At 73.5% G+C, this 25,595-nt stretch carries 18 protein-coding genes, 1 tRNA gene and 1 pseudogene (1 of these 20 running past the window's edge); 10 read left to right on the top strand and 10 right to left on the bottom strand.

The window, feature by feature from the left end; translation table 11 throughout:
* The first annotated feature begins 4 nt into the window (after positions 1-4).
* From ACF9IK_RS16075 to ACF9IK_RS16055, 5 genes are all read left to right on the top strand, one after another.
* Complete coding sequence (locus ACF9IK_RS16075) at positions 5-853, top strand: helix-turn-helix domain-containing protein (protein WP_395294884.1); 849 nt, start codon at positions 5-7, stop codon at positions 851-853.
* A gap of 100 nt (positions 854-953) precedes the next feature.
* Positions 954-1,148 (top strand): hypothetical protein, encoded by a 195-nt coding sequence (locus tag ACF9IK_RS16070; RefSeq protein ID WP_149030330.1) that lies wholly within the window; start codon positions 954-956, stop codon positions 1,146-1,148.
* Complete coding sequence (locus ACF9IK_RS16065; RefSeq protein WP_395294883.1) at positions 1,145-1,336, top strand: hypothetical protein; 192 nt, start codon at positions 1,145-1,147, stop codon at positions 1,334-1,336. The genes ACF9IK_RS16070 and ACF9IK_RS16065 overlap by 4 nt, the downstream gene beginning before the upstream one ends.
* A 339-nt stretch (positions 1,337-1,675) precedes the next feature.
* Positions 1,676-1,819, top strand: a complete 144-nt coding sequence (locus ACF9IK_RS16060; protein ID WP_395294882.1) for a hypothetical protein — start codon at positions 1,676-1,678, stop codon at positions 1,817-1,819.
* Positions 1,816-2,994 (top strand): methyltransferase domain-containing protein, encoded by a 1,179-nt coding sequence (locus ACF9IK_RS16055; RefSeq protein ID WP_395294881.1) that lies wholly within the window; start codon positions 1,816-1,818, stop codon positions 2,992-2,994. The genes ACF9IK_RS16060 and ACF9IK_RS16055 overlap by 4 nt, the downstream gene beginning before the upstream one ends.
* Positions 2,995-3,293: 299 nt before the next feature.
* Here the strand turns inward: ACF9IK_RS16055 and ACF9IK_RS16050 are convergent, their stop codons facing one another.
* The 8 genes from ACF9IK_RS16050 to ACF9IK_RS16015 form a co-directional block, all read right to left on the bottom strand.
* Positions 3,294-4,052 carry a hypothetical protein gene (locus ACF9IK_RS16050; protein ID WP_395294880.1) on the bottom strand — a complete coding sequence of 253 codons (759 nt, stop codon included), beginning with the start codon at positions 4,050-4,052 and terminating at the stop codon, positions 3,294-3,296.
* Positions 4,053-4,264: 212 nt separating this feature from the next.
* Positions 4,265-4,338, bottom strand: a tRNA-Met gene (locus ACF9IK_RS16045).
* Positions 4,339-4,472: 134 nt separating this feature from the next.
* Positions 4,473-5,834: a PrsW family intramembrane metalloprotease gene (locus tag ACF9IK_RS16040; RefSeq protein ID WP_395294879.1), complete on the bottom strand. Its 1,362-nt coding sequence runs from the start codon at positions 5,832-5,834 to the stop codon at positions 4,473-4,475.
* A gap of 126 nt (positions 5,835-5,960) precedes the next feature.
* A complete protein-coding gene (gene trmB, locus ACF9IK_RS16035) occupies positions 5,961-6,791 on the bottom strand; it encodes a tRNA (guanosine(46)-N7)-methyltransferase TrmB (protein WP_395294878.1) in 831 nt (276 codons plus the stop codon).
* 165 nt (positions 6,792-6,956) lie between these two features.
* Positions 6,957-8,192 carry an L-2-hydroxyglutarate oxidase gene (gene lhgO, locus ACF9IK_RS16030; RefSeq protein WP_395294877.1) on the bottom strand — a complete coding sequence of 412 codons (1,236 nt, stop codon included), beginning with the start codon at positions 8,190-8,192 and terminating at the stop codon, positions 6,957-6,959.
* Between the two features lie 158 nt (positions 8,193-8,350).
* Positions 8,351-9,943 carry a TROVE domain-containing protein gene (locus ACF9IK_RS16025; RefSeq protein ID WP_395294876.1) on the bottom strand — a complete coding sequence of 531 codons (1,593 nt, stop codon included), beginning with the start codon at positions 9,941-9,943 and terminating at the stop codon, positions 8,351-8,353.
* A 545-nt stretch (positions 9,944-10,488) separates the two neighbouring features.
* A complete protein-coding gene (gene ltrA, locus ACF9IK_RS16020; protein ID WP_395294875.1) occupies positions 10,489-12,240 on the bottom strand; it encodes a group II intron reverse transcriptase/maturase in 1,752 nt (583 codons plus the stop codon).
* Between the two features lie 790 nt (positions 12,241-13,030).
* Complete coding sequence (locus tag ACF9IK_RS16015; RefSeq protein WP_395294874.1) at positions 13,031-14,455, bottom strand: MFS transporter; 1,425 nt, start codon at positions 14,453-14,455, stop codon at positions 13,031-13,033.
* Positions 14,456-15,294: 839 nt separating this feature from the next.
* Here ACF9IK_RS16015 and ACF9IK_RS16010 point away from each other — a divergent pair.
* The 3 genes from ACF9IK_RS16010 (at position 15,295) to ACF9IK_RS16000 (ending at position 18,955) form a co-directional block, all read left to right on the top strand.
* Positions 15,295-17,466, top strand: a complete 2,172-nt coding sequence (locus ACF9IK_RS16010) for an asparagine synthase-related protein (RefSeq protein WP_395294873.1) — start codon at positions 15,295-15,297, stop codon at positions 17,464-17,466.
* 138 nt (positions 17,467-17,604) lie between these two features.
* Complete coding sequence (locus ACF9IK_RS16005) at positions 17,605-18,126, top strand: universal stress protein (protein WP_395294872.1); 522 nt, start codon at positions 17,605-17,607, stop codon at positions 18,124-18,126.
* A 67-nt stretch (positions 18,127-18,193) separates the two neighbouring features.
* Positions 18,194-18,955 (top strand): DsbA family oxidoreductase, encoded by a 762-nt coding sequence (locus ACF9IK_RS16000; protein WP_395294871.1) that lies wholly within the window; start codon positions 18,194-18,196, stop codon positions 18,953-18,955.
* 25 nt (positions 18,956-18,980) lie between these two features.
* On the opposite strand, the gene ACF9IK_RS15995 is transcribed toward ACF9IK_RS16000, so the two are convergent.
* Together ACF9IK_RS15995 and ACF9IK_RS15990 are read right to left on the bottom strand one after the other, a co-directional pair.
* Positions 18,981-21,296, bottom strand: coding sequence for a sigma-70 family RNA polymerase sigma factor (locus tag ACF9IK_RS15995; protein ID WP_395294870.1), 2,316 nt, complete (start codon positions 21,294-21,296; stop codon positions 18,981-18,983).
* A 337-nt stretch (positions 21,297-21,633) separates the two neighbouring features.
* Entirely contained in the window at positions 21,634-22,554 is a 921-nt protein-coding gene (locus ACF9IK_RS15990; RefSeq protein ID WP_395294869.1) for a TetR/AcrR family transcriptional regulator, read from the bottom strand.
* Positions 22,555-23,165: 611 nt separating this feature from the next.
* Here ACF9IK_RS15990 and ACF9IK_RS15985 point away from each other — a divergent pair.
* Both ACF9IK_RS15985 and ACF9IK_RS15980 read left to right on the top strand, forming a co-directional pair.
* The gene (locus ACF9IK_RS15985) at positions 23,166-24,545 is read left to right on the top strand and encodes an NAD(P)/FAD-dependent oxidoreductase (RefSeq protein WP_395294868.1); all 1,380 of its coding nucleotides are present in this window, start codon (positions 23,166-23,168) and stop codon (positions 24,543-24,545) included.
* 172 nt (positions 24,546-24,717) lie between these two features.
* Positions 24,718-25,595, top strand: a pseudogene (locus ACF9IK_RS15980) (PP2C family protein-serine/threonine phosphatase); its annotated part runs 424 nt beyond the window's last position; the annotation flags it as partial.

Here is a 25,595-nt window from a genome sequence, read left to right as displayed (position 1 = left end):
GCTCATGCCTTCATCTCCATCATCTAGTGCTCAAGACGCCCGCGAAGCCGTGGCGGCCCGACTGCGGGAACTGCTCCTAGATGCGGGGTTGACGGGGCGGGAGCTGGCTATCCGCTGTGGGTGGCATCCCTCGAAGTCCTCTCGGATTATGAACGGGAAGACCCCACCCTCCGATACTGACATACGTTCCTGGTGTGAAGCGTGCGGAGCTTCTGGGCAGGCGGATGACCTCATTGCGGCAAATCGCACTGCGGACTCTATGTACGTTCAGTGGAAAAAGTTGCAGCGTAATGGCATGCGCCGCGCGCAGGAAGAGGTCGTTCCACTTTGGGAGCGCACGCGCCAATTTCGCGTTTATGCTTCCAATGTTGTGCCGGGAATGCTTCAAACGCCGGGATATGCCACTGCCCTCATGGCCTCCATTACTGAATTTCAGGGCACGCCGGATGATGTGGCGGAGGCGGTGGAGGCCCGCATGGCTAGGGCTCATGTGATCCGCGAAGGAAATCACCGATTCGCACTGTTGATGGAAGAAACCGTCCTGCGCTATCGAATTGGTGATTCCGAGGCCATGGCGGCCCAGCTGGGATATCTCCTCACAGTGATGGCGCTCCCTCGGGTCAGCCTCGGGATTATTCCGTTTGCGGCACCGCGCCGAATTTGGCCACTGGAAGCGTTCTATATTTTCGATGATCAGCACGTCGCTGTGGAACTGCTCACGGCAGGAGTCAATGTCAAGACTCCCAGCGAGATTGCAGAGTACGGGCGCGCGTTCGAGAGGCTGGCGGAGCTGGCGGTCTACGGGTCGCAGGCAAGGGCGTTGATCACGTCGGCGGTTGAGGCGCTGGGGTGAATCTGTGCAATCTCATGCAACTTTGTAGAGTCCAACTCGCCTAGGTCCCTAGCGTGTTGCTCATCGGTTCTGAGCAGTCCGAGGGAGTGGCCCCATGGCGGTGAGCACCAACACTCGCAAGACCAAGACCCGCGCCGAGTACCGGGCCGAGCAGCGCCAGCGCGCTCCCGTCGGCGATGCGCTGGCCGACTACGACCCGGCGTACGCCGCCAAGGCCATGGGGCGGGGCATCCCCAAGGACTGGCCGTTCTGCACCTGCGGTGCCGATGTGTGTCCCGACAAGGGGGCCGCATGAGGCTGCCCACGGCTGCCGCCCCGGCTGTCAGTGCGCCGGAGAACCCCTGTCTCGAATGCGCCTACTTCGACGGGGTCGAAGCGCAGTACCCGGCCGACACGAACCCCACCATTGCGCGGCACCTGGTCCGGTGGCGGCAGCGGCACGCCGACGACGGCGAGTGCACGCAGGCGGACCCGGATGAGTGACCACCAGGACAGCCCGCAGGCGGCCGTACAGGGCCCCTCTGGGGACGTTGAGCCCGTGGACCCGTTCGAGTGGTTGAGGACCCACCCGTGGCCCCGTAAGCGGTCCGCCGGGCCCCGGCCCGTTCTCAGCCCGGAGGAGCACACCGAGGTGCCCCTGACGCCGGAGGAACGGCAGCGCCGGGCGGTGCTGCTGGCCCGGGTGCGTGAGGCGAACCACCCGAGGCGCTGACGCGCCCAACAGAACTCCCGTCCCGGCCACCTGGGGAAGGAATGGCCGGGACGGGTCGCAAAACCCGGCAGGCAAAAGCCAGTTGGGCTCAACGGCACGGAGGTACTGAGATGGGTAAGCGCGGCGGCGGCACGGGTGCCGGTGACGGCGGCAAGCAGCAGGACGACAGCAACAAGGGCTCCGGGCGCGGCGGCGGCGGGTCCGACGAGGGCGGCAACACCTCGGACGGCCAGAGCCCGGCGGGCGGCAAGTGACCGGCGAGACGCTCAAGGAGGCGGGTCCCCAGGGGCTCGCCTCCGCGCTGGTGGCCAGCGGCGCGCTTTCCTCGGACTGGCTCCCGTCCTTCAAGGCCGTGCCCCGTGAGCTGTTCGTCCCGGATCGCATCTGGCCGGGCATCGCGGACGGCACGAAACAGAACCCCGTGGTGTACCAGTCGCAGGACCCCGGGGCGTGGCGAAGGGCGGTCTACTCGGACATCCCGCTGACCACGCAGTGGGACGACGGAGAACACGAGGGCGACGGGCTGGGCACGACCCCGAGTTCGTCCAACTCCATGCCCACGATGGTGTTTTCGATGCTCCGAGACCTCCACGTGCGCCCCGGTGACACGGTGCTGGAGGTCGGGACCGGGACGGGCTGGAACGCCGGCCTGCTGGCTCACCGCCAGGGCGACGCCAACGTGGTGACCGTCGAGTACGACCCGAACGTTGCCCGTGGCGCTCGGTCGAACCTGGACCGGGCCGGACTTGAGCCGACCGTGATCGAGGGAGATGGGCGGTCGGGCTGGGCCAAGGGCGCTCCCTACGATCGGATCATCGCCACGTGCTCCCTGCTGGAGATCCCTGCGGCGTGGCTGGAGCAGACGACCCCCGGCGGGATCATCGTCGCCCCGTTCGGCACCGAGTACGGCGGAGAGCAGATCGTCCGGCTGACCGTGAACGACGACGGGACCAAGGCGCACGGCACGTTCACCCGAAGCTCGGCGTTCATGCGGCTGCGCCAGCAGCGCACCGACCGGCCGCCCTTCCAGGACTACCTACGTGGCCGGGAATGGCCTGCCGACGCCGCGAGAAGCACCACCACGCTGGCCCCTCCGGACACAGGTGGGTGGTTCGAGCAGTTCGTCATCGGGGCGGCCGTGCCCGGGACGTTCTGGCGGGCGGAGCGCTACGACAACGGTGCGTACACGCTGTGGCTCTACAGCCGGGATACCCGGTCGTGGGCCTCCGTCGACTACGAGCGGGAGCGTACGGAGTACGAGGTGTACCAGTCCGGCCCCCGGAACCTCTGGGACGAGGTAGAGGCCGCCTGGCGCTGGTGGGACGACCAGGGCCGCCCCGACTTCGACCGCTTCGGACTCACCGTGACCCCGAACGGCCACACAGTGTGGCTGGACCATTCGGAGAACCCGGTTCCCGTCCGAGGCTGACCCAGACCGGCCCGGCCGTCACCACGTCCCCCACGGGCGGCCGGGCCCCGACATGCCGAACCCCCGGGGCCTCGATTTGAGGGGTCCCGGGGGCACGACAACTTCTGCGCGTTCCCGTCCGCTGGGCTACGACTAGGCCGTAACCTCAGCGGAGGCGCGCCCGAGCGAGTCAGACGCGCTTACGTGCGCAGTTGCGTAGTTACTCAATTCAGGATCACCTCCTTTCAGTGTGCCGCCACCATAGGCAGCCCACCCGGAGGAGGGCAACGGATTATTCGCGGCCGCTGCCCGGGCCCGGATCAGGCGCCCTGGAGCTCCTTGAACTTCTTGAAGTCGATCACGCTGTCGGCCGGCGGGGCCTGGACGGTGAGCGGCTTGTCGAAGTCGCCGAAGCTGATCTGGCCGCTCTCCTTGCCGCCGGACTTCTCGATCCGCACCGGGTAGGGCTTGCCCTCGACCAGGACGTGGATGGTCGACTCCTCGCCCTTGGCGTCCTTCGCCTTGAGGCTGAAGGTCTTCGCGCCGTTGACGGTGCCGGCCGAGCCCTTGGTGAAGGTGCTCTTGTCGTCGTCGTCCTCGACGAGCTGCTTGCTCAGCACGGTGAGGTTGCAGACGGAGGAGAAGCTCTTGAAGTCGTCGTCGCTCTCGAAACCGGTGAGGTAGCGGCCCTTGAAGAGCTCGGCGGCCTTGGCGCCGTTCGGACCGCCGACGGCGGCCCACATGTCCGTGTCCGGCTTCAGGAAGGACTGCTTGCCATCGCTGATGATCTCGAACTTGCCGGCGCCGGGCACGCTCATGGTGCCGGTGCACTGGCCCTTGGTGTCGAGCGCCAGGTCCATGGTCATCTTGCCGTCGGCGTCGTTCATCTCGCCGCTGATCCTCACCGAGGAGGCGGTCGCCAGGGCGTCCTTCGCCTGCTTCTGGATCTCGTCGGCGCTCAGCTTGTCGGTGTCCAGCTTCGGTGCCGGAGCCGCGGCCGAAGCCTTGTTGTCCTTGGCGTCGCCGCACGCGGCCGTGCCCGCTTGCCAGCAGCAGGCAGATCGCGGTGGTACTGACAAGGCGCTTCGACAGCATCAGGGTTTCCTTACTCGACGCGAGCGGTCGCGTCCGAACGGGCGACAGGTGGGCCCTCAGTATGCTCGACGGATCCGCTACCGGATCTTGGGGTCCGGGCTCCGTCACCGGTTCCTCACGCAATCGTGCCGTCGCCGTCTCTCGGAAACGGCGAAAGGCCCGGAGGACGGATCCTCCGGGCCTTTCGGCTACTGAGTAGCGGGGACAGGATTTGAACCTGCGACCTCTGGGTTATGAGCCCAGCGAGCTACCGAGCTGCTCCACCCCGCGTCGGTGAACACAACAATACGGGGAAGTCGCGCGGATGGGAAATCGGTTCTCCGGGGGCCCGGGCGGCCGGTCCCGGTCGTGTGGTTCCCGGTGGTCCTAGTCATGCGGTTCCCGGCGGTCCCGGCCGTGCGGTCTCAGGCCGCGGCGCGCGGACGGCGCGCGGAGTGCCGGACGGTCCGGGCCCGCGCCCAGGCCGCGAAGCCGACCAGCGCGACGAAGCAGGGCACCATCAGCACCGCGTAGACCAGCAGGAAGCCGTGGGTGCCGAGGTCGGCCGCGGCGTTCCAGGTGCCGTGCAGGGCCATCGACAGCACCAGCCCGGTCGGCGCGGCCAGCCGGGCCAGCCAGCGCCGGCCGGTGGTGAGGGTGACGGCCAGGCCCAGCCCGGTCAGCGCGGTGAACAGCGGGTGGGCGAAGGGGGAGAGCAGGGCGCGCAGGACGAAGGTCTGCACCGTGCTGTCGAAGTCGCGCAGGCTCGGGGTCGCCCCGAGGCCGATGCTGTCCAGCCGCTGCTGCTCGTCGTCGCTGAAGGCCCGTCCCAGGTAGAGCGCGTTCTCGGTGAAGGCGAAGCCGCAGGCGGTGACCCCGCCGAGGACCACCCCGGCGGCCAGGGTGCGGGGGCGGGCCCGCGCCCGCGGACGGTCGTGGGTCAGCGGGTACGGGCGCAGGTAGGGCAGCGGCCGCAGGTAGGGGCGCAGTCGGCCCCGGGCGTACGGCGCGGCGGTCCGGCGGGCGTACGGGAGGGGCCGGCCGGCACCGGGCATCGGGCGCAGCAGGCTCGCGCAGGGGCGGTCGGTGGTGCGGTGGCCGCGGCACGGGAGCTGCCGGCCGATCGGTACCAGCAGCAGGAGCAGCGCCGTCCCCTTGGCACTCTCCTCGATCACCGGGGTGACCAGGTCGGCGCCGAGCGCCTCGCCCAGGCTGCCCTGGTGGGCGGTCAGGTAGTCGGCGGTCCAGCCGTTGGCGAGGATCGCGACCGTGGTCGCCGCGAAGGCGCCCCAGCCGAGGCAGAACACGATGTGCCGCAGCGGCACCCGGGCGGTCTGGTTGAGCCAGGCCAGGCCGCCGAGCACGAAGGGCAGCGGGACGGTCGCCAGACCGAGGCCGACCAGCAGTCCGGTGGTGCCGGTCTGGCGGTGCACCAGGTGCAGGATCAGCACGCCGCAGCCGGCCAGGGCCAGGGCGGCGCCCGCGGTGACGGAGGAGACGGCGAGCGAGTGGTCGGCGCGCGGCCGCCGGGGGGCTGGGCCAGGTGGCGCGGCGGGCGGTGCGGTCCCCGACGGGGTGCCGGGCGGGCTGCTCGGCTGCGGAACGGCCGGCGGCGCGGATTGCGGCGCGGGCTGCGGCGCGAGGGCGGCCGGCCAGGGCACGAGCCGGTGTGCCCGGCGCCCCCGGGGCCCCGGGATGGTCCGGGTGCCGGCGGGGCGCGTGGGCATCACTCGGTCGTCGGCGACGTGGGCCGTGGCCCGGTTCCCGCCGCCGGACGGGCTGCTCACCCGGCACAGGGTAGGCCAAGGCACCGGCCCGCCGGGAGGACTCGGGACGAATCTCCCCGGGCGGATCGGCCGGATCGGGGCCGGTGGGCCGGTGCGGGTCCGCCGGGTCGAACACCCGGCGGCGGCTCAGCGGCGGCGGAACAGCAGGTCGTGGACCACGTGGCCCTTGGCGATCCCGGCCCGTTCGAACTTGGTGACCGGCCGCCAGTCCGGCCGCGGCGCGTAGCCGGGGATGCTGCCGTCCGGGTGGTCGGCGGGCTCCAGCCAGCCGGTACCGTCGCCCTCCGGGTGCAGGTTCTCCAGCTCGGGCGAGGCGGAGAGCACCTCCAGCATCTGCTCCGCGTAGGGCTCCCAGTCGGTGGCGCAGTGCACCAGGGCGCCCGGGGCGAGCCGCGGCAGCACGAGGTCCAGGAAGGTCGACTGGACCAGGCGGCGCTTGTGGTGCTTGGGCTTGGGCCACGGGTCGGCGAAGTAGACCCGAAGGCCGGCCAGCGAGGCGTCGGGCAGCATGTCGCGGAGCAGGATGACGGCGTCGCCGGCGGCCAGCCGGACGTTCTCCGAGCCGTCGCGCTCCAGCATGCCGAGCAGGTTGCCGTGGCCGGGGGTGTGGACGTCGGCGGCCAGGATGCCCATCGCCGGGTCGGCGGCGGCCATCGCGGCGGTGGTCTCGCCCATGCCGAAGCCGATCTCCAGGGTGACCGGCCGGCCGCCGAAGAGGTCGCGCAGGTCGAGCGGGGTGCCGTCGATCGCGATGCCGTACTTCTCCCAGCCCCGGTCCAGCGCGCCCGCCTGGGCGTTGGTCATCCGGCCCCGGCGCGGCTGGAAGCTGCGGATGCGCCGCTCGCTGTGCTGGGCCTCGGTGGCCTTGTGCGGGTACATCGGCGCGGGGTACGCGGCGGGCGCCGCGGAGAGCCGGGCGGAGGGCGATTGCTGGGGGATCGGGGCGGTGGCAGTCACAATCAACCGAGTCTACGGGGCCGCCCGGCGCGTGCCGCAGGCCCGGCGAGGCCCTGTGACGCACGCGACGCGGGCGTGGCGGGCGCGGCGCCCGCGCAGGAAGTCGAACGGGCCGATCTCCTGCGTGCCCGCCCCGTCGTGTGAGCCCGGGTCACGCGTCTCCGCTCAGCCGCCGGCCTCCCGGGCGGCGAGCGCCCGGCGGGCCACCTCGCGGCCGATCGGCAGCGAGGCGGTGGCCGCGGGGGAGGGCGCGTTCAGCACGTGCACCAGGCGCCGGGTGGAGCGCGGGTCGTCCGGGTCGAAGCCGGCGAAGGCGAAATCGTCCAGCAGCGCGCCGTCCCGGGACACCGCCTGGGCCCGCACCCCGGCTGCGGCCGGGACGAGGTCCGCCGCGGTCACGGCCGGCAGCAGCCGCTGGACGGCGGTGGTGAACGCCCGCTTGGAGAGCGAGCGGTGCAGCTCGCCGATCTCGTACCGCCAGTGCCGGCGGGCGATCTGCCAGGTGCCGGGGAAGGTGATCGTGTCGGCCAGGTCGCGCGGGCGGACGGTGCGCCAGTCGTAGCCCTCGCGGGCCAGCGCGGGCACCGCGTTCGGGCCGACGTGCACGTCGCCGTGGATGCCCCGGGTCAGGTGAACGCCGAGGAAGGGGAAGGCCGGGTCGGGCACCGGGTAGACCAGGCCGTGGACCAGCTCCCGGCGCTCCTCGGCCAGTTCGTAGTACTCGCCGCGGAAGGGCACGATCCGCACGCCGGGGTCGTCGCCGGCCAGCCGGGCGATCCGGTCGCTGTGCAGGCCGGCGCAGTTCACCAGCACCTGGCAGCGCAGCTCCCCGGCGGAGGTCTGGACGGTCACCCCGTCGGCCCGGCGGGCGACGGCCCGCAGCTCGGTGCCGGTGCGCAGCTCGGCGCCGGCCTCCCCGGCCAGCCGGGCGTAGGTGGCGGCGACGGCCGGGAAGTCGCAGATGCCGGTGGTGCCGATGTGCAGCCCGGCGATGCCGGTGACCTCCGGCTCGTGCGCGGCGATGCCCGCCCGGTCCAGCTCGGTGACCGGGATGCCGTTCTCCCGGCCGCGCTCGGCGAGCGCGTGCAGCCGCGGCAGCTCGGCCGGGTCGGTGGCCACGATCAGCTTGCCGGTCACCTCGTACGGGACGTCGTGGGTGCGGCAGAACTCCACCATCTCGGCGGCCCCCGAGACGGCGTAGCGGGCCTTGAGCGAGCCCGGCTGGTAGTAGACGCCGCTGTGGATGACCCCGCTGTTGCGCCCGGTCTGGTGGGCGGCGAGGCCGGCCTCCTTCTCCAGCACCGCCAGTCGCAGGCCGGGCCGCTCCCTGGTCAGCGCGTACGCCGTGGAGAGCCCGACGATGCCCCCGCCCACCACCACTACGTCGTAGTCGTACGTCACCGCTCGCTCCCCACGCGTCCGCCCGGGTCTTCCCTCCGCGCCCGCCGCCGGCGGGGGGCCCGACCCGCCGATGCTGCCACGGCGCGCGGTGCCGGTCGAGGGGGCCTCCGGGCGCGTCCCGCAAGCCCCCTCGGTACTCGCCGCTCGGAGCCGGGGCGTCAGCGCTCCCCGTGCTGCCGCTCCCACGGCCAGCGGGCGTCCCGGCCCGATTCCAGCAGCGGGATCAGCTGGAAGGCCGAGTCGCTCAGGCCGCCGAAGGTGTGCCGGTTCGCCGTACCGGCGGGCCCGTGGCCGGTCCGGTAGCCGGCCAGGTTCCAGGTGTAGACGGGCACGTCGGTCGGGACGGCGGCCAGCGGGTCGCCGCCCCAGCAGCCGGGGCCGGTCTGCTCGTCGGTGACGATCACCACCCGGTCGTGGCCGCGGTAGTGGGTACGGACGGCAGCGGCGGTGTCGGTGCCGCCGAGGTCGGTGAAGCGTTCCAGCACGCGCAGCACCGGCTCGCCCTTCGTCACCGTGACGACCCGGCTGGTGGTGCCGAACTCGACCAGGTCGGCGTCGGCGGCCCGGATCTTCAGCGCGGTGCCGAAGATCGCGGCCGAGTCGGCCCGGTTGAGCAGGGTCTGGGCGTTCGGGCGGTCGAACATCGAGCCCGAGCGGTCCACCAGGACGAGCGTCCGGCCCGGCAGCGCGGGCACGTTGGCGAGCGAGTGGGAGAGCGCGGTCTCCAGTGCGTGCCCCCAGCGCAGCGAAGGCGCGTGCCGGTACGCGGCGAGGTAGCGGAACGGGAACTGCCGGGAGCGGCGCACCTCGCCCCGGTCGGCGATCCGCCGCGCGACCTCGGCCGCGACCTCGTCCGGGACGCCGGCCTGGTCGAAGTTGCGCAGGTTGCGCACCAGCGCCATCGGCCCCATCGAGGGGATGACCGCCTCCCAGACGGCCGCGTCCAGCGGGCCCTGCAGCCAGCCGGCCAGCGCCTCCCAGGTCAGTCCGGCGGTGGCCAGCCGCTCGGCGCCGCCCTCGGCCGTCACCGCCGCCCGCCGCTCCTCGACCGGCAGCGCGAGCAGCTCGCGGTTGGCGGTGAGCAGCGCGTCCGAGGCCGGCGGGAGGGCCTCCTCCGGCCGGTGCCGGCGGTCCAGGGCGTAGCGGAAGAGCTCGCCCTGCCACGGCTTGGCCGGGTCGGGCGCGGGGTGGGTCAGCTCCAGGACGTCGCCGAAGCGGTAACCCTTGGACGCCGTGTCGTACTTCAGCAGCGAGCGTCCGTTGTAGAGCCGGCGGACGGCATCGGCGACGCCGCGCTTGACCGGCTTCGGTAGCGCGCGGCCGTAGCGCGAGGTCCAGTAGGCGAGCAGCTCGCCGGGCTCGTCCGCGCGCTGCAGCACCGCGTCGACGGCCTGCCGGGAGAGGCCGGGCTCCCCGGCGTCCAGCCGGGCCCGGGTGAACTCGGCGGCGCCGACCAGTGCGGCCGTGCGCATGCGGGCGTCGGACCGAAGCCAGCGGAGCAGGCCGAGGGTCCACTCCGGGTCGGTGACGGCGAGTCGGCGCACCAGCGCGGTGTAACGGTCGTCGCGGGCGCCGCCGGTCTCGTAGAAGGTGTCCTGGCCGACGAGGTTGGCGACGGCCAGCAGGAAGAGCTCGGACCTCGCGTGCCGTAGGTGGCCGGTGCCGCCGTTGTGGTTGGCCGTGCGCTGCCCGGTGGTGGTCACGGGCGAGCTCGGACTCGGCTTGGTCCTGCGGACGTTGAAACGCGACATGCTGGAATCCCCCTGCTGGCCGGACGGAACGCGAGGGGAGGCATGGCCGAGGAAAGGGGTGCCCGAGATCGTGCCGGCCCGGCGGCCGGCGTCGGCGGAGGTTCGTATGCCTTGTGCTCTATCCGGTTCGAGCTACCGGCCGTACTCGCGTACGGACCGACCGGGATTCGAACCCGGAACCGCAAGATCCGAAGTAACCCCCGCCTGCGCACCGGGCACCCCGGGCGCTCTGCCTCCCGAGATCTGGGTGGCGGCGGTGCTGTTGTCCGATTCACCGCGCCCCGCTGGGGGCACTCCACGAAGTAACCGCTGCCGTCGCACCGGGAGGTGCGGAATGCTATTCACGAATGGGTGTCCAGAGTTCCGAAGCGGCTGAGGTGACAAGCTGCTCTACCGACTGAGCTACACCGGCCCGGAAGCCGGTGGCGGGACTCGAACCCGCGACCCGCCGTCGAGTAGCCGCAACCCATTACTGGATCGTAGCCCTCTCAGAACCGTACGTGCGCCTCTCAACGCATACGGCTCAAGCAGACCAGCGCCAATCGTCAGTGATCAGGAAACCGGATGCTATCGCCTGCATGATGCGTGCGATGACACTCGGCGTGTACAAGGCGCAAGTTACTGCGATCGTCGCTACCGCCGTGCCGACGGTAGACCAGGTGGTCCTTGTGAAGCCGGTTGCGCATGGCCTCGAACCATTCCACCCACGCCCGCACATTGTCCGGCTCGTACTCGGTCCCTACGATCAGAGCAGTACGGCAGAGCGGACATAGACCGTTCTGCCGTGCCGCCAGCGAGACCATCGAAGTGGTCATGCGCGGCGGGGTCTGCTTCTTCCTGCGGTTTGCCCAGTAGTCCACCAGGTCGGGATCATCCGGGGACGCCCCGCCCTTGACCATTGTGTGGCGTTCGATCTTGGTCCACGAGAACTTGGTCAGGAGACCGTCCCCGATAGGGTCGGAGAACACCCAACGGTCGTTGCGGACCTTCTTGTAGTACCGGGAAGCAATCCACCTACCGGTCTTGCGGGGATGCATCCGCTGCGCCCACTTGTACGTGAGTCTCCACATGTAACTGTCGAGATCGGCGTACGCCTGGCTGGATGCCGCCCCCCGGAAGTAGGTCGACCAACCCCTGACGAAAGGAGTCATGTTGACCACGACTGCCTGAGCATTGGTGCCATGTAGCAACACCATCTGCTCCTGCAGCCTCTTCCGGGCCTTCTTCATGGAGTCCTTGCTCGGCTGGGTCAGCGTGATGGCCTTGTTTCCTCGGTCATAACGCCGGATGTTGAAACCGAGGAAATCGAAACCGTCCGACAGGTTTCGGACCGCTGTCTTATCCTCGTTGAACCTCAAACCACGAGGCTCCATCCATTCAGCCAGCTTGACCTTGACCTGGTGCGCCTCTTCCTCCGTGTGACACATGACCACGAAATCGTCGGCATACCGCACCAGGACCGGGGAGTCCGGCTGCGTCGCACCCCGAGGGGTGTAACGGCAGCCCGCTGCCTCCTCCATGCCGTTCAGAGCGATGTTCAGCAGCAGGGGGCTGATGACTCCACCTTGCGGCGTGCCCTCAGTTGTTGGCGCGAACCGTCCCTGCTCCAGCACTCCTGCCTTGAGCCATTGCCGGATCAGACCCTTTCCGGGTACGTCACCGATGGTGGCCATAAGGCTCTCATGGTCGATCTTGTCGAAGGCGGCTGCAAGATCTGCATCCAGTACCCACATCCGCTTGGGATCCGCGCCCCGACCGCCGGACGCGACCTGCCATAGCGCCGCAACCGCGTCGTGCGCACTTCTTCCTGGGCGGAAGCCGTACGACTTCTGATCGAATCTGGCTTCCCACTGTGGTTCCAACGCATTCTTCACTCGCGCCTGCATGGCACGGTCCGAGATTGTTGGAATCCCCAGGGGGCGTTGCTTCCCATTGCTCTTGGGGATGTACACCCGCTTGACGGGTCGGGTTCGCCACGGCTGCGTCGTCCCGTGGATACGGGACGCCAGTTCCTGGCGTGTCTTGGGAGTGAGCGCTGTCTCTCCGTCGACCCCGGCCGTCTTGCGGCCCTTGCTGATCTGCGTCACCCGCCGCACGCTGGTCAGCGTGTTGCTGTGGCTTCGGAACATCAGCTTCGACAGGTTCTTCACCTGCCGGTGATCACCATTCTTGGCGGCCTTGAAGATCCGCTGCCTCAATCGCCTTACATTCTCGTTGGCCTTGCCCCAGTCAATCTGGGACCAGTCCGCCGGGATGTCTTTCGGTCCGTTCACCGCAAGGGTGACTGTGTCGTCCATAGCCGCCCTCCGTGTCTAACTTGTCCGCAAGTTCTTGCGATCTTGCTGCTTTTCTCCTTGGGTCCACCAAACCCACGTCAGCTCCCTTTCGGGCCCCGATACAAAATCGGGTATCCGGCCGGTTATGCCGGCGGGGTGACAAACCCCTGCCGACCTTCCCGTGCCCTTTCGGGCCACCGGCGTTCGCTTCTTGGGTCTTCCTGTTCCCGCTGTCCCATCGGTTGGCCTTACGGCCGTCCTACCTGTCACCAGGAGGACAACGGGGTTTCCACGTTCCACATATTACAGATTCGATCGGCTTGGATGTCCCCTGTGCCCCGAGGTCAAGGTGTGCTTGAGGACTGACTAACGAACCAGTCCCGCTTTGCGCCTTCCCGGACGCCGACCTTTTCTCCGCCGTTACATCCCATCTGGCGCGGAGTCCACTTTACGAGGCTTTAAGCCAGGGATTCGCTCTCGCTCATCCGTCCGATCTTCCCCTCACCTGTACCCAGCCGATGGGCGACTGGGCCTTGGACTTGTCCGGCCTGCTTTCCACCAGGGCGTTACCACCCTCGCAGTTGGCCGTGGGGACCGGGTATGCACACCACCCGGAATCGGTCAATTATCCCTTCTGTCTATTGTCCGATTACTGCTTTATGTGACTTTCGTGTCGCACCATTAACAGTGGAAGTAACCTCCGCCTGCGCACCTGGACGGGAGAGACCATAGCCGGGCCTCTCCCGCCCGTGCACCCGAATATCCCGCCGCCTTCGGAGGGCCGGACGGCCGCCGGGCGCGGCCGGCCCCGCTAGGCCGGGGCGACGATCACCGCGCGGGCCCGCTCGGTCAACTCCCGGACCCGGCGCTCGCCCTGGAAGGGTTCGAGCCGGCGGAGCATCTCGACCACGTACTCGCGGCTGCGCTGGGAGGAGATCCGCCCGGCGACCTCGACGGCGCGCTCGCCGGCGGCCACGGCCGCGTCCAGGTTGCCGGCCTCCGCCTCGGCCATCGCGGAGACGACCAGCCGGAGCCCGTGCGAGCGGACGAACCCCTCGGTCGGCCGGGCCAGCGCCTCACGGGTGAACTGCCGCACCTTGGAGGGCACTCCGAGGTCGCGGAAGCACTCGGCGGCGTCGGCGGCGAGCCGGTCGTAGGCGTAGAAGTCGATCCACGCCGGATCGGGATCCCCGGCGCGTGCCCGTTCGAGTGCGCTCTCCGCCGCGCCGAGCGCCGTCGCACACGCCGCGGCATTGCGGGCCTTGGCCTGGGCGCGTGCCTCGACCAGGTGGAAGAAGCTCATGGTGCGGGCGGTGGCCAGTCCCCGGTTGCGTTCCAGTGCGGCCTGGGCGAGGTCGACGGCCTCCTCGGCGAAGCCCCGGTAACCCGCCTGCAGGCTCATCGAGGCCAGGACGTAGCCGCCGAGCGGCACGTCGGCGGCGGCGCGGGCCAGCCGCAGCGCCTGGATGTAGTAGCGCTGGGCGGCCTCGTGCTGGCCGGTGTCGAAGGCCATCCACCCGGCCAGCCGGGTGAGTTCGGCGGTGGCGCCGAACAGCGCCCGGCCCACCGCGTCGCTGTACGAGGCCAGCAGCAGAGGCGCCGCCTCCACCCGGAGGCACTCCGGCACCATCGACGAACGCCAGTCCCCGCCGCCGTACTTGGAGTCCCAGCGGCGGGCCTCCTGGGCGGCCTCGCGGAGCTTCGCGGCGTCCGAGTGGCCGACCCGGTAGGAGCCGACGTCGGCCGGCGTCCGGACCTCGCGGGCCACCGAGCCGTCCGCCGGGGTGATCAGCCAGCGGGAGACCGGGGTCGCGTACGCCGCGACCGAGAACGTCCCGGCCAGGCTGTCGCTCCAGCGGCCGCCGCCGGAGCCGCGGCGCAGGTCGAGGTCGACCCGCCAGAGGTCGGTGGCCGAGCGGACAGCCTCGGAGACCTCGCGCGGGAAGGCCAGGCCGAGTTCGGGCGCCGGGTCGGTGTCGCCGAGGCCGATCTCCTCCAGCGGCACCGGCCGGCCGAGCTTGCCGCCGATGGCGGTGGCGATCAGGTGCGGGACCGGCCCCTGCGGGACCATGCCCTTGCTGACCCACCGGGCCACCGAGGTCTTGTCGTAGCGCAGCGTCAGCCCGCGCTGGGCGCCGAGGTCGTTGACCCGGCGGGCCAGGCCGGCGTTGCTGATCTGCGCGAGGGTCAGGAGCGTGCCGAGCCGTTCGTTCGGTCCACGTGGGCTGACGGTCATGGTGGCGGCGGCACCTCCTGCGGCCTTGTGCGCGGGGCCCGGGCGGCACCGGGCCGTAGCTGCTGTACCTAGAGTAGTCGGACGCGTTCCGAGGGTTAAGAGGCCGCATTCCGGATGGCGGGATCGCGCACCCGGTACCGGGCTCCCGGCGGCCCGCGGGGCGGCCCGGCGGGTTGGTCCGGACCACTCGGAACCGGCCGGGGGCGGGGCGGGCGGCCGCGCGCCGGAGCGTCGTGCTCCGGTCCCGTGTCGAAGTGCGCCCGGCCGTGCCCCCTGGCCCGACCGGCCGGTCGGCGATTCGCTGGTGGTCGTGGGTCGGCCCGCCGTCGAGGACCCGGCGGGCCGGGGGATGCCGCCGTCTCAATCCCCGCGGACGGCGGCGGAGTCCGGGAGGGCATGCGGATGCCCTCCCGGGCCGGACGACGCCTTTCGGCCATCTCGCGATGGCCATGCCAAGGCGGCGGTGTGGGGCGGTCCGGGCCGAGGAGGGGGAGGCCCGGCCCGCCCCGGCCGGGGGAGTTCGCGGGCCGGTCCGGGAGGGCGCAGGGGCCCGCAGGGGCCCGCAGGGGACCGCGCAGGGACCGCGCAGGGACCGCGCAGGGACCGCGCAGGGACCGCCGCCGAGTCCCGCCGGACCGTCCGGACGCCGACCGCGGACGCTGCGCCGCCGCCAGGCGGAAACGACAACTCCGGTCCCGGGACGGCCGACCGGTGGCACGATGTCTCCTGACGGTGCGCCGGATCACGTGGGCGGCCGCCGCGGTGCGCCATGGGCCGGCCGGGGCTGCCCGGCGGCGGACGTGCCGCGCGGCGGCAGGTCCTCGTCCGGTGGAGGCGCGATGCGGTGGCTGACGGGCTGGAGCACGGGCGCGCCCCGGGCGGGTGCACCGGCGCAGGAGACGCCCGGTGCCGTGGCGCCGATCGCCGCGCGCGCCCTCTGGACCGGACCGAACCCGCTCTGGGCCGTGGGCGACTGGCGCCCCGAGGAGATCCGCCTGGCCACCCTGCGCCCCGGCGCCCCCGCCGTCGTCACGACCGGACCGACCGAGCCCGACCCGGTCGAGGACACCCCCGCCACCGTCCGGCTCGCCGTCCTCGGCCACTGCGGCGCCTCCGACGCCGAACTGGCAGCGGGCCTCGCCGCCGCGCGCGGCGGCGCCGTCCGCCACCTCACGGCCTGGCCCGGCAGCTACACCGTGGTGCTGCGCACCGGCACCCGCTCCACCGTGCTGCTCGCCGACCTGGCCGGCGCCCGGCCCGTCTTCCACACCCCCTGGGCCGGCGGCACCGCGTACGCCACCGCCGCCCTCCCGCTCGCCGACCTGATCGGCGCGCCGATCGACACCGGCCACCTGGCCGCGCGGCTCGCCTGCCCGGAGTCGCCCGAGGCCCTCGGCACCGGCACCCCGTACCTCGGCGTGCAGCAGGTGCCGCCCGGCCACGCGCTGGCGATCCGCGGCGGCCGCCCCTACCTCGCCGCCTACGACGACACCGGCGGCGCGCAGCAGCGGCGCGGCGAGGCCCCGGCCGTCCGCGAACTCACCCGCGCGCTGCTGGAGTCGGTCCGTTCCCGGGTCCGCACCCCCGACCCGGGCCGCACCGCCGGCGAGCGGGCCCGGCTCGGCGTCGACCTCTCGTACGGCACCGCCTCCGCGACCGTGGCGCTGCTGGCGGCCGCCGTGCCGCTCGCCCCGGGGCCCGGACCGGCGCCGGCCGTGCGCGACCGGGCCACGGCCGACGGGGGCACCGCACCCGGCCCCGGTGCGGTCAGGACCGGCGCGGTCAAGGGCTCCTGGGCCCGCGCCGCCGCTCCGGACCGGGCCGGACCGGAGCAGCTGGCCGCCGTCACCCTCGGCGAGAGCGAGGCCCCCGCGACGCTCGCCCCCGACGTCCCCCGGCTGCGGCACACCGTGCTCGCCCCCGACCCGGCCACCCTCCCGTACGCGGACCTGCGCGCAGACCCGCAGGACGGTCCGCTCACCGACGAGCCCGGCCCCGAACTGGTCGCCGCGGCCCGCGCCGAGGCCCGCTTCGGCGCCGGCGGCACCGACCACCTCACCGGCTACGGCGCCCGGCAGGTGCTCGACGGGCACCCCGCCCGGCTCGCCGACCTGGTCCGGGCCGGTCGCCCGCGCGAACTACTGCCGCCGGTCGCCGCCCTGGCCGGTGCCGACCGGGCGACGGTCGGCGTCCTCGCGGGTGCACTGCGCACCCCGCTCACCGTCGTCCGCGCCGCCCACCGGCTCTCCCGGATCCGCTACGCCGACGCGCTCGACGACGCGGCGGTGCGGCTGACCCTGCGCCACGGCCCGGACGGCGGCGGCACGGCGGGCGCCCGCTCGGCGGACGACCTGGTCTGGTGCGTCCCCGGACCGGCCGCCCGCTGGCTCTCCGACGAGGCGCTCTCCGCGGTCGCGCTGCGGCTGCGGCTGGCGGCGCGCGAACCGGCGCCCGTCGAGCCACCCGGCGCGCGCCGAGCCAGGTACGCCCTCTACCGGCATGCGCGTGGCTTCCGCACGCTGGTGCACGCCGCCGAACAGCCCGGCCAGCGGCTGCATGCGCCGTTCCTGGACAACCAGGTGGTCCGTGCGGCGCGGCTGTTCCCCGACGACGTCCGGCTCCAGCCCGGCGCGCGGCACGCCCTGCTGCGCGCGGTGCTCACCGGAGCCGGCCGCACCGACCTCCCGCCCGACTGGGGCCGGGGCCCGCGCCCCGACCGCACCGCCCCCGCCCGGGCCGGCCTGCGGCTCGCCGCCGACGGCCTCGCCGAACTGTTCGACGCCCCGCTGCTCGCCGAGGCGGGCCTGATCGACCTGCCCGCCGTCCGGGCCGGCCTCGCCCGCTCCGCGGACCCTGCCGCCCCGCTGCCGCCCGGCACCCTGGCCGGCCTCGCCGAACTGGCCGCCACCGAGCTCTGGCTGCGCCGCGTCCGTGCCCGCCGCCACGGCGCCTGCTGGACCGGTCTGCCGCCGGCCCGGCGCGCCGAGCTGGCCCCGGCCCGCTTCGTCTGAGGCTGCGGGCCGCGCGCCGCCCCCCGGGGGGGGGCGCAGTCCGCGCCCTGCGGCGCCCCGGCGCGGCTCGGCCGCCCCGGTGGTTCCGACGGGCGATCATGGCGCCGACCCGTCCGTTCCGCCCGCGTGGAGGCCTTGGTGACCAGCGCCAGCCCGGATCCGTCCGTCCCCGTCGTCCTGTCGGTGCTCGGCCGGCCGCCGACGGGGCGCCCGCCGGGCGTGCTGGTCGGCTGCGACGGCTCGGACGGCTCGCTCTGGGCGCTGGACCGGGCGATGACCGAGGCCGAGCGGTTCGGCCTGCCGCTGTACGTGCTCGCCGTGGTCAACCCGGCCCCGGCCGGCTACCCGCCGGGGATGGCGGAGCTGGTCCAGGAGAGCGTCGAGACGCTGGTCGAGAGCATGGCCGACGGCCTGCGCCGGGCGGTGGCCGCGGTGCAGCGCGCCCGGAGCGTCCCGTACGAGGGGGCGCTCTCGCTGTACGTGGTGCTCGGCAACGTGATCGACGTGCTGCTGGCCGCCTCGGCCCGGCAGCACACGCTGGTGGTCGGCACCCGGGGCAACGGCGGCTTCGACCGGCTGCTGCTGGGCTCGGTCAGCTCGGCGGCGGTCCACCACGCGGCCTGCCCGGTCCTGGTCGTGCCCGCGCCGCCGGCGCCCTGAGCGGCGCCCCCGGCCGGGCCGGGGCGCGGACGCCTCGCGGGAGGCCGCCGGGAATGCCCCGAGATGGTTGACCGTTCACCCATCCGGAACACCGTCCGCGCCCACCCCTGGAGAAAGCCCCGCCATGAAGGTCGAGATCTACTCGGACATCGCCTGTCCCTGGTGCTACATCGGCAAGCGCCGCTTCGAGGAGGCCCTGGACGGCTTCGCGGGCAAGGAGAACGTCGAGGTGGTCTACCGGCCGTACCAGCTGGTGCCGGACGCGCCGGCCACGGCGAGCCCGCACCGCGCGTGGCTGGCCGAGCGCTACGGCCCGCAGTCCGTCGCGATGGACGCCCGGGTGGCCGAGCTGGGCCGTGCCGAGGGCATCACCTACGACTTCGACGCCGCGCTGCACGCCAACACCTTCCTCGGCCACCGGCTGCTCCACCTCGCCGAGACCGAGTACGGCGCGGCCGCCCAGGGCCGGGTGAAGGAGGCGCTGCTCAAGGCGCACTTCACCGACGGCGTGGACGTCGGCGACCGCGCGGCGCTCACCGACGTCGCCGTCTCCGCCGGCCTGGACCGCGACCGGGTGGCGGCCTACCTGGCGGGCGACGAGGGCACCGCCGAGGTGCGGGCGCAGCTGGCCGAGGCCCGGGAACTGGGCATCACCGCCGTGCCGACCTTCGTCTTCGAGGGCAAGTGGGCCGTGCAGGGCGGGCAGGAGGCCGAGACCTTCCGCAAGGTGCTGGAGCAGGTCGCCGGCGAGATCGGGGAGCGCCGCCCCGCGCCGGTACCGGTCGCCCCGGCCGGCGAGGCCTGCGCGGACGGTTCCTGCGCGATCTGAGGCCGCACCCGCGCCGGGGCCCGCTTCAGACGCACCTGAAGCGGGCCTCGGCCCAGTCCGCCACGTTCAGCGCCGACCAGACGCCGTGCGCCGGGGTGACCACCAGCCGCACCGACTTCTGCCCGGTCAGCGGGACGTGCACCGGCACCGCCTCGTCCCCCGTGGCCAGGACGGGCGACTTCCAGAGCGTGCGGCCGTCGGCGGCCTGCACGGAGAAGACCACGCCGCCGCGCCGGGCGGTGACGTCGTCCACCCCGGCGACCGCGTCGAACGACGTGCAGGCGCGGTTGAGGTCGACCACGGTGGCGGCCGGCGCGTGCACGGTGACGCCGTGGGCGTACCGGGTGCCGCCGATCCGGACGCTGTCACGCTGCCAGAGCCAGTCGCTGTCCTTCTGCCGGATGCTCGGACCCGGCGGCGGCACCCGGTTCCTGCCGGGCTTGATCACCGGCAGGTCGTCGGCCCAGAAGTCGGTCGGCGCGGGCACGGTCGGCGTCGGCACCGGGGGCGGTGTCGGCGTCGGCGTCGGTACGACGGGCGGCTCCGGGGTGGGTACCACGGGCACGGTCGGCGTCGGCACCACCGGGACCGGCACGGGGGAGGGCGTCGGCTTCGGCGGCGGGGTGGGAGTCGGTGCAGGTGCCGGTGGGGCCGGCCGCGGGCTGCTCGGCGCGGGCCTCGGCGGCTCGGCCCTGCGGCTCGCCGGTGCCGGCGCCGGTGCTGCCGCTGCCGGCGGTGCCGGCGGCCTCGGCGTGGGGGACGGGCTCGGCGGGGGCTCCTCCGCGGGCTCGGGCTCGGCACTGCTCGGCGCGGGGCTCGGCGGTACCGCCGGTACCGCAGGCGGCGGAGCCGGGACGGCGGGGGAGGAGGCCGGGAGAGCGGCCACCGCGGGCTTCGGGTCGGGCGAGCCGGACAGCGCATAGGCGGCGACGGCCGCCGCGGCCACCGCGACGGCGACGGCGATCCCGGCCTTGGCCGCCACGCCGAGGCCCTCGGCGGCCAGCGCCCCGGCGCCGGCCCCGCCACCACCCGCGGATCCCGCCGCGCCGCCGGCCGCTCCGGCCGCGGAGCCCGCCGCCGTGCCGGCGGCCGTCCCCGCCGTGCCGGCGGCCGTGCCGCCCGAGGTGGCCGCCGCCGCGCCGACCGCCGCACCGCCGGCCGCCGCCGCCCCGCCGACGGCGGCCGCGGCGGCGCCGAAGCCGCCCACGCCGACCCAGACCAGCACGCCGCCCGGCAGCAGCGCCCGCAGCCCGTGGTTGATCTCGGACAGCTCCAGGCAGGCGGCCGTGCACCGGTCGCACTCCTTCAGGTGGCGCCCGACCTCCGCCGACGCCCGCTTGCGCAGCGAGCCGCGCGCGTACGCGCCGAGGCGGTTGGCGTACCCCTCACAGTCCCGGTCCTGACTGCCCGAGACGTGCGCCTGAAGGAAACCGGCGGCCAACCGGTCGCGCGCCCTGTGCGCCTGCACGGCGGTGGCGTTGGCGGTCTTGCCGAGCATCACCGCGACGGTCTTGGGGGACTCCCGCTCGACCTCGGTGTGCCAGAGCACCACCCGGTCGTCCTCAGGGAGTTCGGCGTAGGCCTGCATCACCATGCGCTGGTCGGCCATCGCCATGGCCCAGGCGTCCGCGCCGGGGTCGGCCAGGTCGAGGTCGACGGTGGCGGCCGAGGTCTGCGCGAACGCGCTGAAGTCGTCGATGAGTTGTTCGCGCCGCTCGCTGCGGGTCCAGGCCGCGGCGACGTTGCGCACGGCGGTCAGCAGGTAGGCCCGGACGGCGAACTCCGGCCCCTTGCCGGCCTTCAGCGCCTGGAGGGTGCGGGCGAAGACCTCGCCCGCGAGGTCCTCGGCGGTGAAGCTGTCCCGGCAGCAGGTCCGTGCGTAGCGGCGCACCGAGTCCGCGTGCCGGCGGTAGATCTCCTCGTACGCGGTGTCGTCGCCGGCCCGGACCAGTGCCGTCAACTCGGCGTCGGAGGGCGGACGCTCGCCGTCCACCGGGTCGGCGGGGGCGGGCACGGTCGGGCGGGCGGGCCGGCGGGCGCCGACGAAGGCCTCAGGGGTGACGCCACCCCGGCCGGCCGGCGCCTGGCCGGGGACCCGGCCAGGCGGGAGCGCGGCGGCGGAGGCCGAGAGGGTCTCGCGGCTGGGCATCCCGGCCTGGTCCGGCACCTGCCCGGTGGGCCCCGACGGGGTGGACGGGGTGGGCGGTCCGCCGGGCGCGTGTCCCGGCGCGTGGCCGGGTGAACCCGCGTCCGGCCCCTGCGGCCCGCCGTCCGGACCGCCCTGCCCGGAGCGGCCGAAGCCGAGGCCGTAGCCGTAGTCGTTCTGTTCCTCGGCGCTCACAACGGACCCCAGATTCCACGACAGCCCCCGTAGTGTGGCAGGGCGCGCGGGAGTGCGCAGGCGCACGGTTCCCGGCGGTGCGGCGCCGACTGCGCGCGAACGGCGCGCAACGGGACATTGGCTCCAACCACGGGCAAAGGATGGCATAGCGCAGAGTGGGGCGGTAGCCGGACCGCCGTCACCCACTCTTCCGTGGGGCCGTCGGGGATGTGTTCGGCCAGGGCGGCGCCCCGGCGGCGCGCAGCCCCGCACCGAGCGCACGACCGGACGGCGCACGCCGGCGAGACGCCCAACTCGCCCGCTGGAAGCGGTCGGAGGGAGCGCAGCGCGCCGGACCTCAGCGTGCCCGCAGCCCGTCCAGGAGGATCCGAAGCAGTCGGTCGGCAGGCGCCTCGACGGGTTGACCGTCCGTCTGCCACGCTCCCACCGAACCGAGTCGGCCGCCCGCCGCATCCGCCGAGACCGGTTCGGGTGCGGTCCGTCCGGCGTGCACCGGGACCGAGGCCGTCAGGACCAGGACCACGTCCGAGACCGTCACCCCGGGCCGCAGCTCGCCGGCCGCACCCGCGCGGGCCACCAGCGCCGCCAACAACTGCAGCAGCAGCCGCGGGTCCGCGTCCGCCGCCGGGTCGCCGTCCTGCGGCCCACCGCTGCGTGGCTCGATCCGACCGGCCGGAAGAGCACCGGAGAGACCGCCCGGCACGCCGCCCGCACCGGCCGGATCGCCCGACCGCTGCTCGGGCACCCGGCCCAGTTCCTCCGCGTACCGGAACGCCTCCGGCGGCAGCAGCCGCCCGGCACCGGTCGACACCGCCCGCGCCAGGTACCCGGCCAGGGCCTCCCAGGCGCCGTCGCCGCCGTACAGCGACTCGCGCGCCTGTGCCGTCAGCCAGGCCACCTCCTCGGCGGCGATCCGCTGGACCAGCACCTCCTTGCTCGGGAAGCGCCGGTACACCGTGCCGACCCCGACCCCGGCCCGGCGCGCGACCTCCTCCATCGGCGCGCCGTACCCGAACTCGCCGAACACCTCACGGGCTGCCCGCAGCACGCTCTCCAGGTTCCGCCGGGCGTCCACCCGCAACCGGGAACCCGGCGCCGCCGCACCGGCGGCCTGCGAGGGCTCGGCCCGGTACGGGACCCCGGCGTACGCCACCCCGGCCTGCACCGACGGTTCCGCCGGTCCGCGCTGCTCCGGCACCACGCCCTGGACGGCGCGCGGAGCGTCCGCCCGCCCCAACAGTCGATCCTGCTCCATCATCCCAACTCTCCCCCGCAGGTGCCCGTTCCCGGACCCTGTCGTCGCCCGCCCCTGCACCCCCCGGTGCAGCCGCCTGTCAGAAATGACCCGATGACCCATTCGCTCGCGCCGGTTGCGCCGCGCCCGCCGGCTCGCCCTGCCCGGGAGACGCCCGGCCGTCCGTGCCCGGCCGACCGCGTCCGACCGGACCCGGCTGACCGCATACGCACGAGGACCGCCCGACCGGGCCTCGTCCGGGACTACCCTTCCCCGGAACACCGTCCCGCAGTCGGGTTCTCCCGCCAACACTGGAACTGGCCGTAATGGCCGCTCCACGGTGCGTCGCCGCCGATTGACATGGCGGTGGCCGCGCCGAAACACAATCCGACCATAGTTCACCTCCGTTCGAGGCCGAAAGTGCGTCAGAAACCGTCCCCGGAAGCACATCCGGTCCCGTCCGTCCACTCCGGCCCCATCCGCCCCGGCACGGACTGTGGACAAGAGGGCCCCCGGCGGTCCTTCATTGAGGGCTAGACGACGGCGGTGCGCCGGCGGCCGATGGCCGGCGGGCGGCCAACAGCGGCTGGAGGTGCGTCATCAGGATCCTGATCGTCGGGGGCGGCTGCGCAGGGATGTCCGCCGCGCTGCACCTCCAGCGCGGGCTGCGGGAGCGGATCCGCAGCGGAGACGCGGAGATCACCGTGGTCGAGCCGCAGTCCTACCTGACGTACCACCCGCTGCTCGCCGAGGTCGCGGCCGGCTCGATCGACCCCCGCCATGTGGTCGTCCCGCTTCGCCGGGCCCTCCCGCACTGCCGGGTCCTCACCGCCAGGATCACCCGGATCGAGCACGCCACCCGCCGGGCCTGGGCCGACGCCGCCGGGCGCGGCGAGCCCCCGGCCCCCGTCGAGCTCGACTACGACGTGCTGGTGGTCGCCCCCGGCTCGGTCTCCCGGACGGACCCCGTCCCCGGACTCGCCGAGCACGGCCTCGGCTTCTCCACCGTCGCCGAGGCGGTGGGCCTTCGAAACCACGTCCTGGAACAGCTCGACCTCGCCTCCGCCACCCGCGACCCGGCCCTCCGCCAGGCCGCTCTGACCTTCGTCTTCGTCGGCGCCGGCTACGCGGGTGTCGGTGCGCTCGCCGAACTGGAGGACATGGCCCGCCACGCGGTCCGCGGCTACCACAACGTCGGCCAGGACGACCTGCGCTGGGTACTGGTCGAGGCCACCGACCGGATCCTCTCCGAGGAGTCCCCCGAGCTGGCCGCACACACCCTGGCCCAGCTGCGCGAACGCAGCGTCGACGTCCGGCTCCGCACGACCCTGGAGTCGGCCGCCGGCCGGGTGCTGGCGCTCTCCGACGGCAGTCGGTTCGCCGCCCGCACCCTGGTCTGGACGGCCGGGGTGCGTCCGTCCCCGCTCCTGCGCGCCACCGACCTGCCGCTGGACACCCTCGGACGGATCCGCTGCCTGCCCACCCTCCAGGCCGTCGGCCCGGACGGCCGGGCACTGCCCGGGGTCTGGGCCGCGGGGGACGGCGCCGCCGTGCCCGACCCGCACGCGGGCGGCGCACCCTGCGCGCCCAACGCGCAGCACGCCTTCGACCAGGCCGAGCTGCTCGCCGCCAACCTGCTCGTCTCCCTGGACGGCGGCCCACGGGCAGCCGGCATCGCCGAGTACCGGCCCGACCGTGCCGCCTGCTCCACCTCGCTCGGCCTACGACGCGCGGTCGCCCACACCCGGCGCGGCGGTCGGCTCACCGGCCGGCGCGCCTGGTGGTTGCACCGGGCCCGGCACCTGAACCGGCTGCCGAGCGGCGACCGGAAGGTGCGGGTGCTGATGGACTGGCTGCTTGGCGGGGTGTTCTCCCGCGAGGTGGTCTCGCTCGGAACGCTGGAGCACCCGCGGGCGGAGTTCGAAGCGGGGTTCGGGACCGGGCCGAGGGACGGTCGCGATGCCCGGCCGGAGAGGGGCTCCGGCCGGGAGGCCGCGGACGACCGTCCGACCTGACGGCGCCCCCGGGCGCCCCGACGTGCCCCCCCCGGCGGCCGCGCCGTGCGCGCGCGACTTCCGGAATCGGGCCTCCGCCTGACAGGATCGGCCCAACCAAGTCATTACCCCGTGTGTCAGTGCGCGCACAAAAAGTGATGATATGCCTGGAAATCGAGGAAGCGGCCGTCGTTTGAACCTCATGCGCTGGAGCGCCCGGCTCACCGGAGTCCCTTGGCGTGCCTTCCCGTCCGGCGGGAGCGGCACCGACCAGGGCGTGCCCTCCGGCGATGTCGTGGTCCCCGGCCCCCGCGACCCCGCCACCCCGGCAGGCCCGAACGAGCTGCTCGACCCGCAGCGTCCGCAGGAGCTGCGCGAGGTGCTCAACCGCATCCCCGCCCCGGTCGCCGTCACCTACGGCCCGCTCCACCAGCTCGGCTACGCCAACCGCGCCTACCGAGAACTCTTCGGAGAACGCCAGGCCGGCCTGCCCGCCTGCGACGCCCTGCCCGAGCTCGGCACCATGGGCGTGCTGCCGCTGATGGACCAGGTCATCCGCGGCGGCCGCCCGCGCAGCGTCAAGGCCCGCTGCATCCTCGGCCTCACCGGCAACCGCTACTACAACGTCTCCTGTGTCCCGCTCAGCCGCCTCGACCACCGCGCCGAGCCGGAAGACACCGGCGACCACAAGGACACGCCGCCGGCCGGCGTCCTCATCTTCGCCGCAGAGGTCACCGACCAGGTCCTCGCCGCCACCCGCCTGCGCGAGGCCGAACGCCGCCAGCGCGAGGCCGCCGTCACCCTCCAGCGCAGCCTGCTCCCGCAGAAGCTCGACCAGCCCGCCGACCTCCGGGTCGCCGCCACCTACCAGCCCGGCGGCGCCGAGGCCGCCGTCGGCGGCGACTGGTACGACGTCATCGCCATCGACGGCGGCCGGACCGCCCTGGTCATCGGCGACGTCATGGGCCGCGGACTGCGCGCCGCCGCGGTCATGGGACAGCTCCGCACCGCCGTCCGCGCCTACGCGCGCCTCGACCTCCCACCGCACGAGGTGATGCGCCTGCTCGACGG

This window comes from Kitasatospora hibisci, from assembly GCF_043950205.1.
In the GTDB taxonomy this organism is placed as follows: domain Bacteria; phylum Actinomycetota; class Actinomycetes; order Streptomycetales; family Streptomycetaceae; genus Kitasatospora; species Kitasatospora hibisci.
The sequence above is the reverse complement of the archived record's forward strand: the minus strand, read 5'-3'. Positions and strand labels throughout refer to the sequence as shown.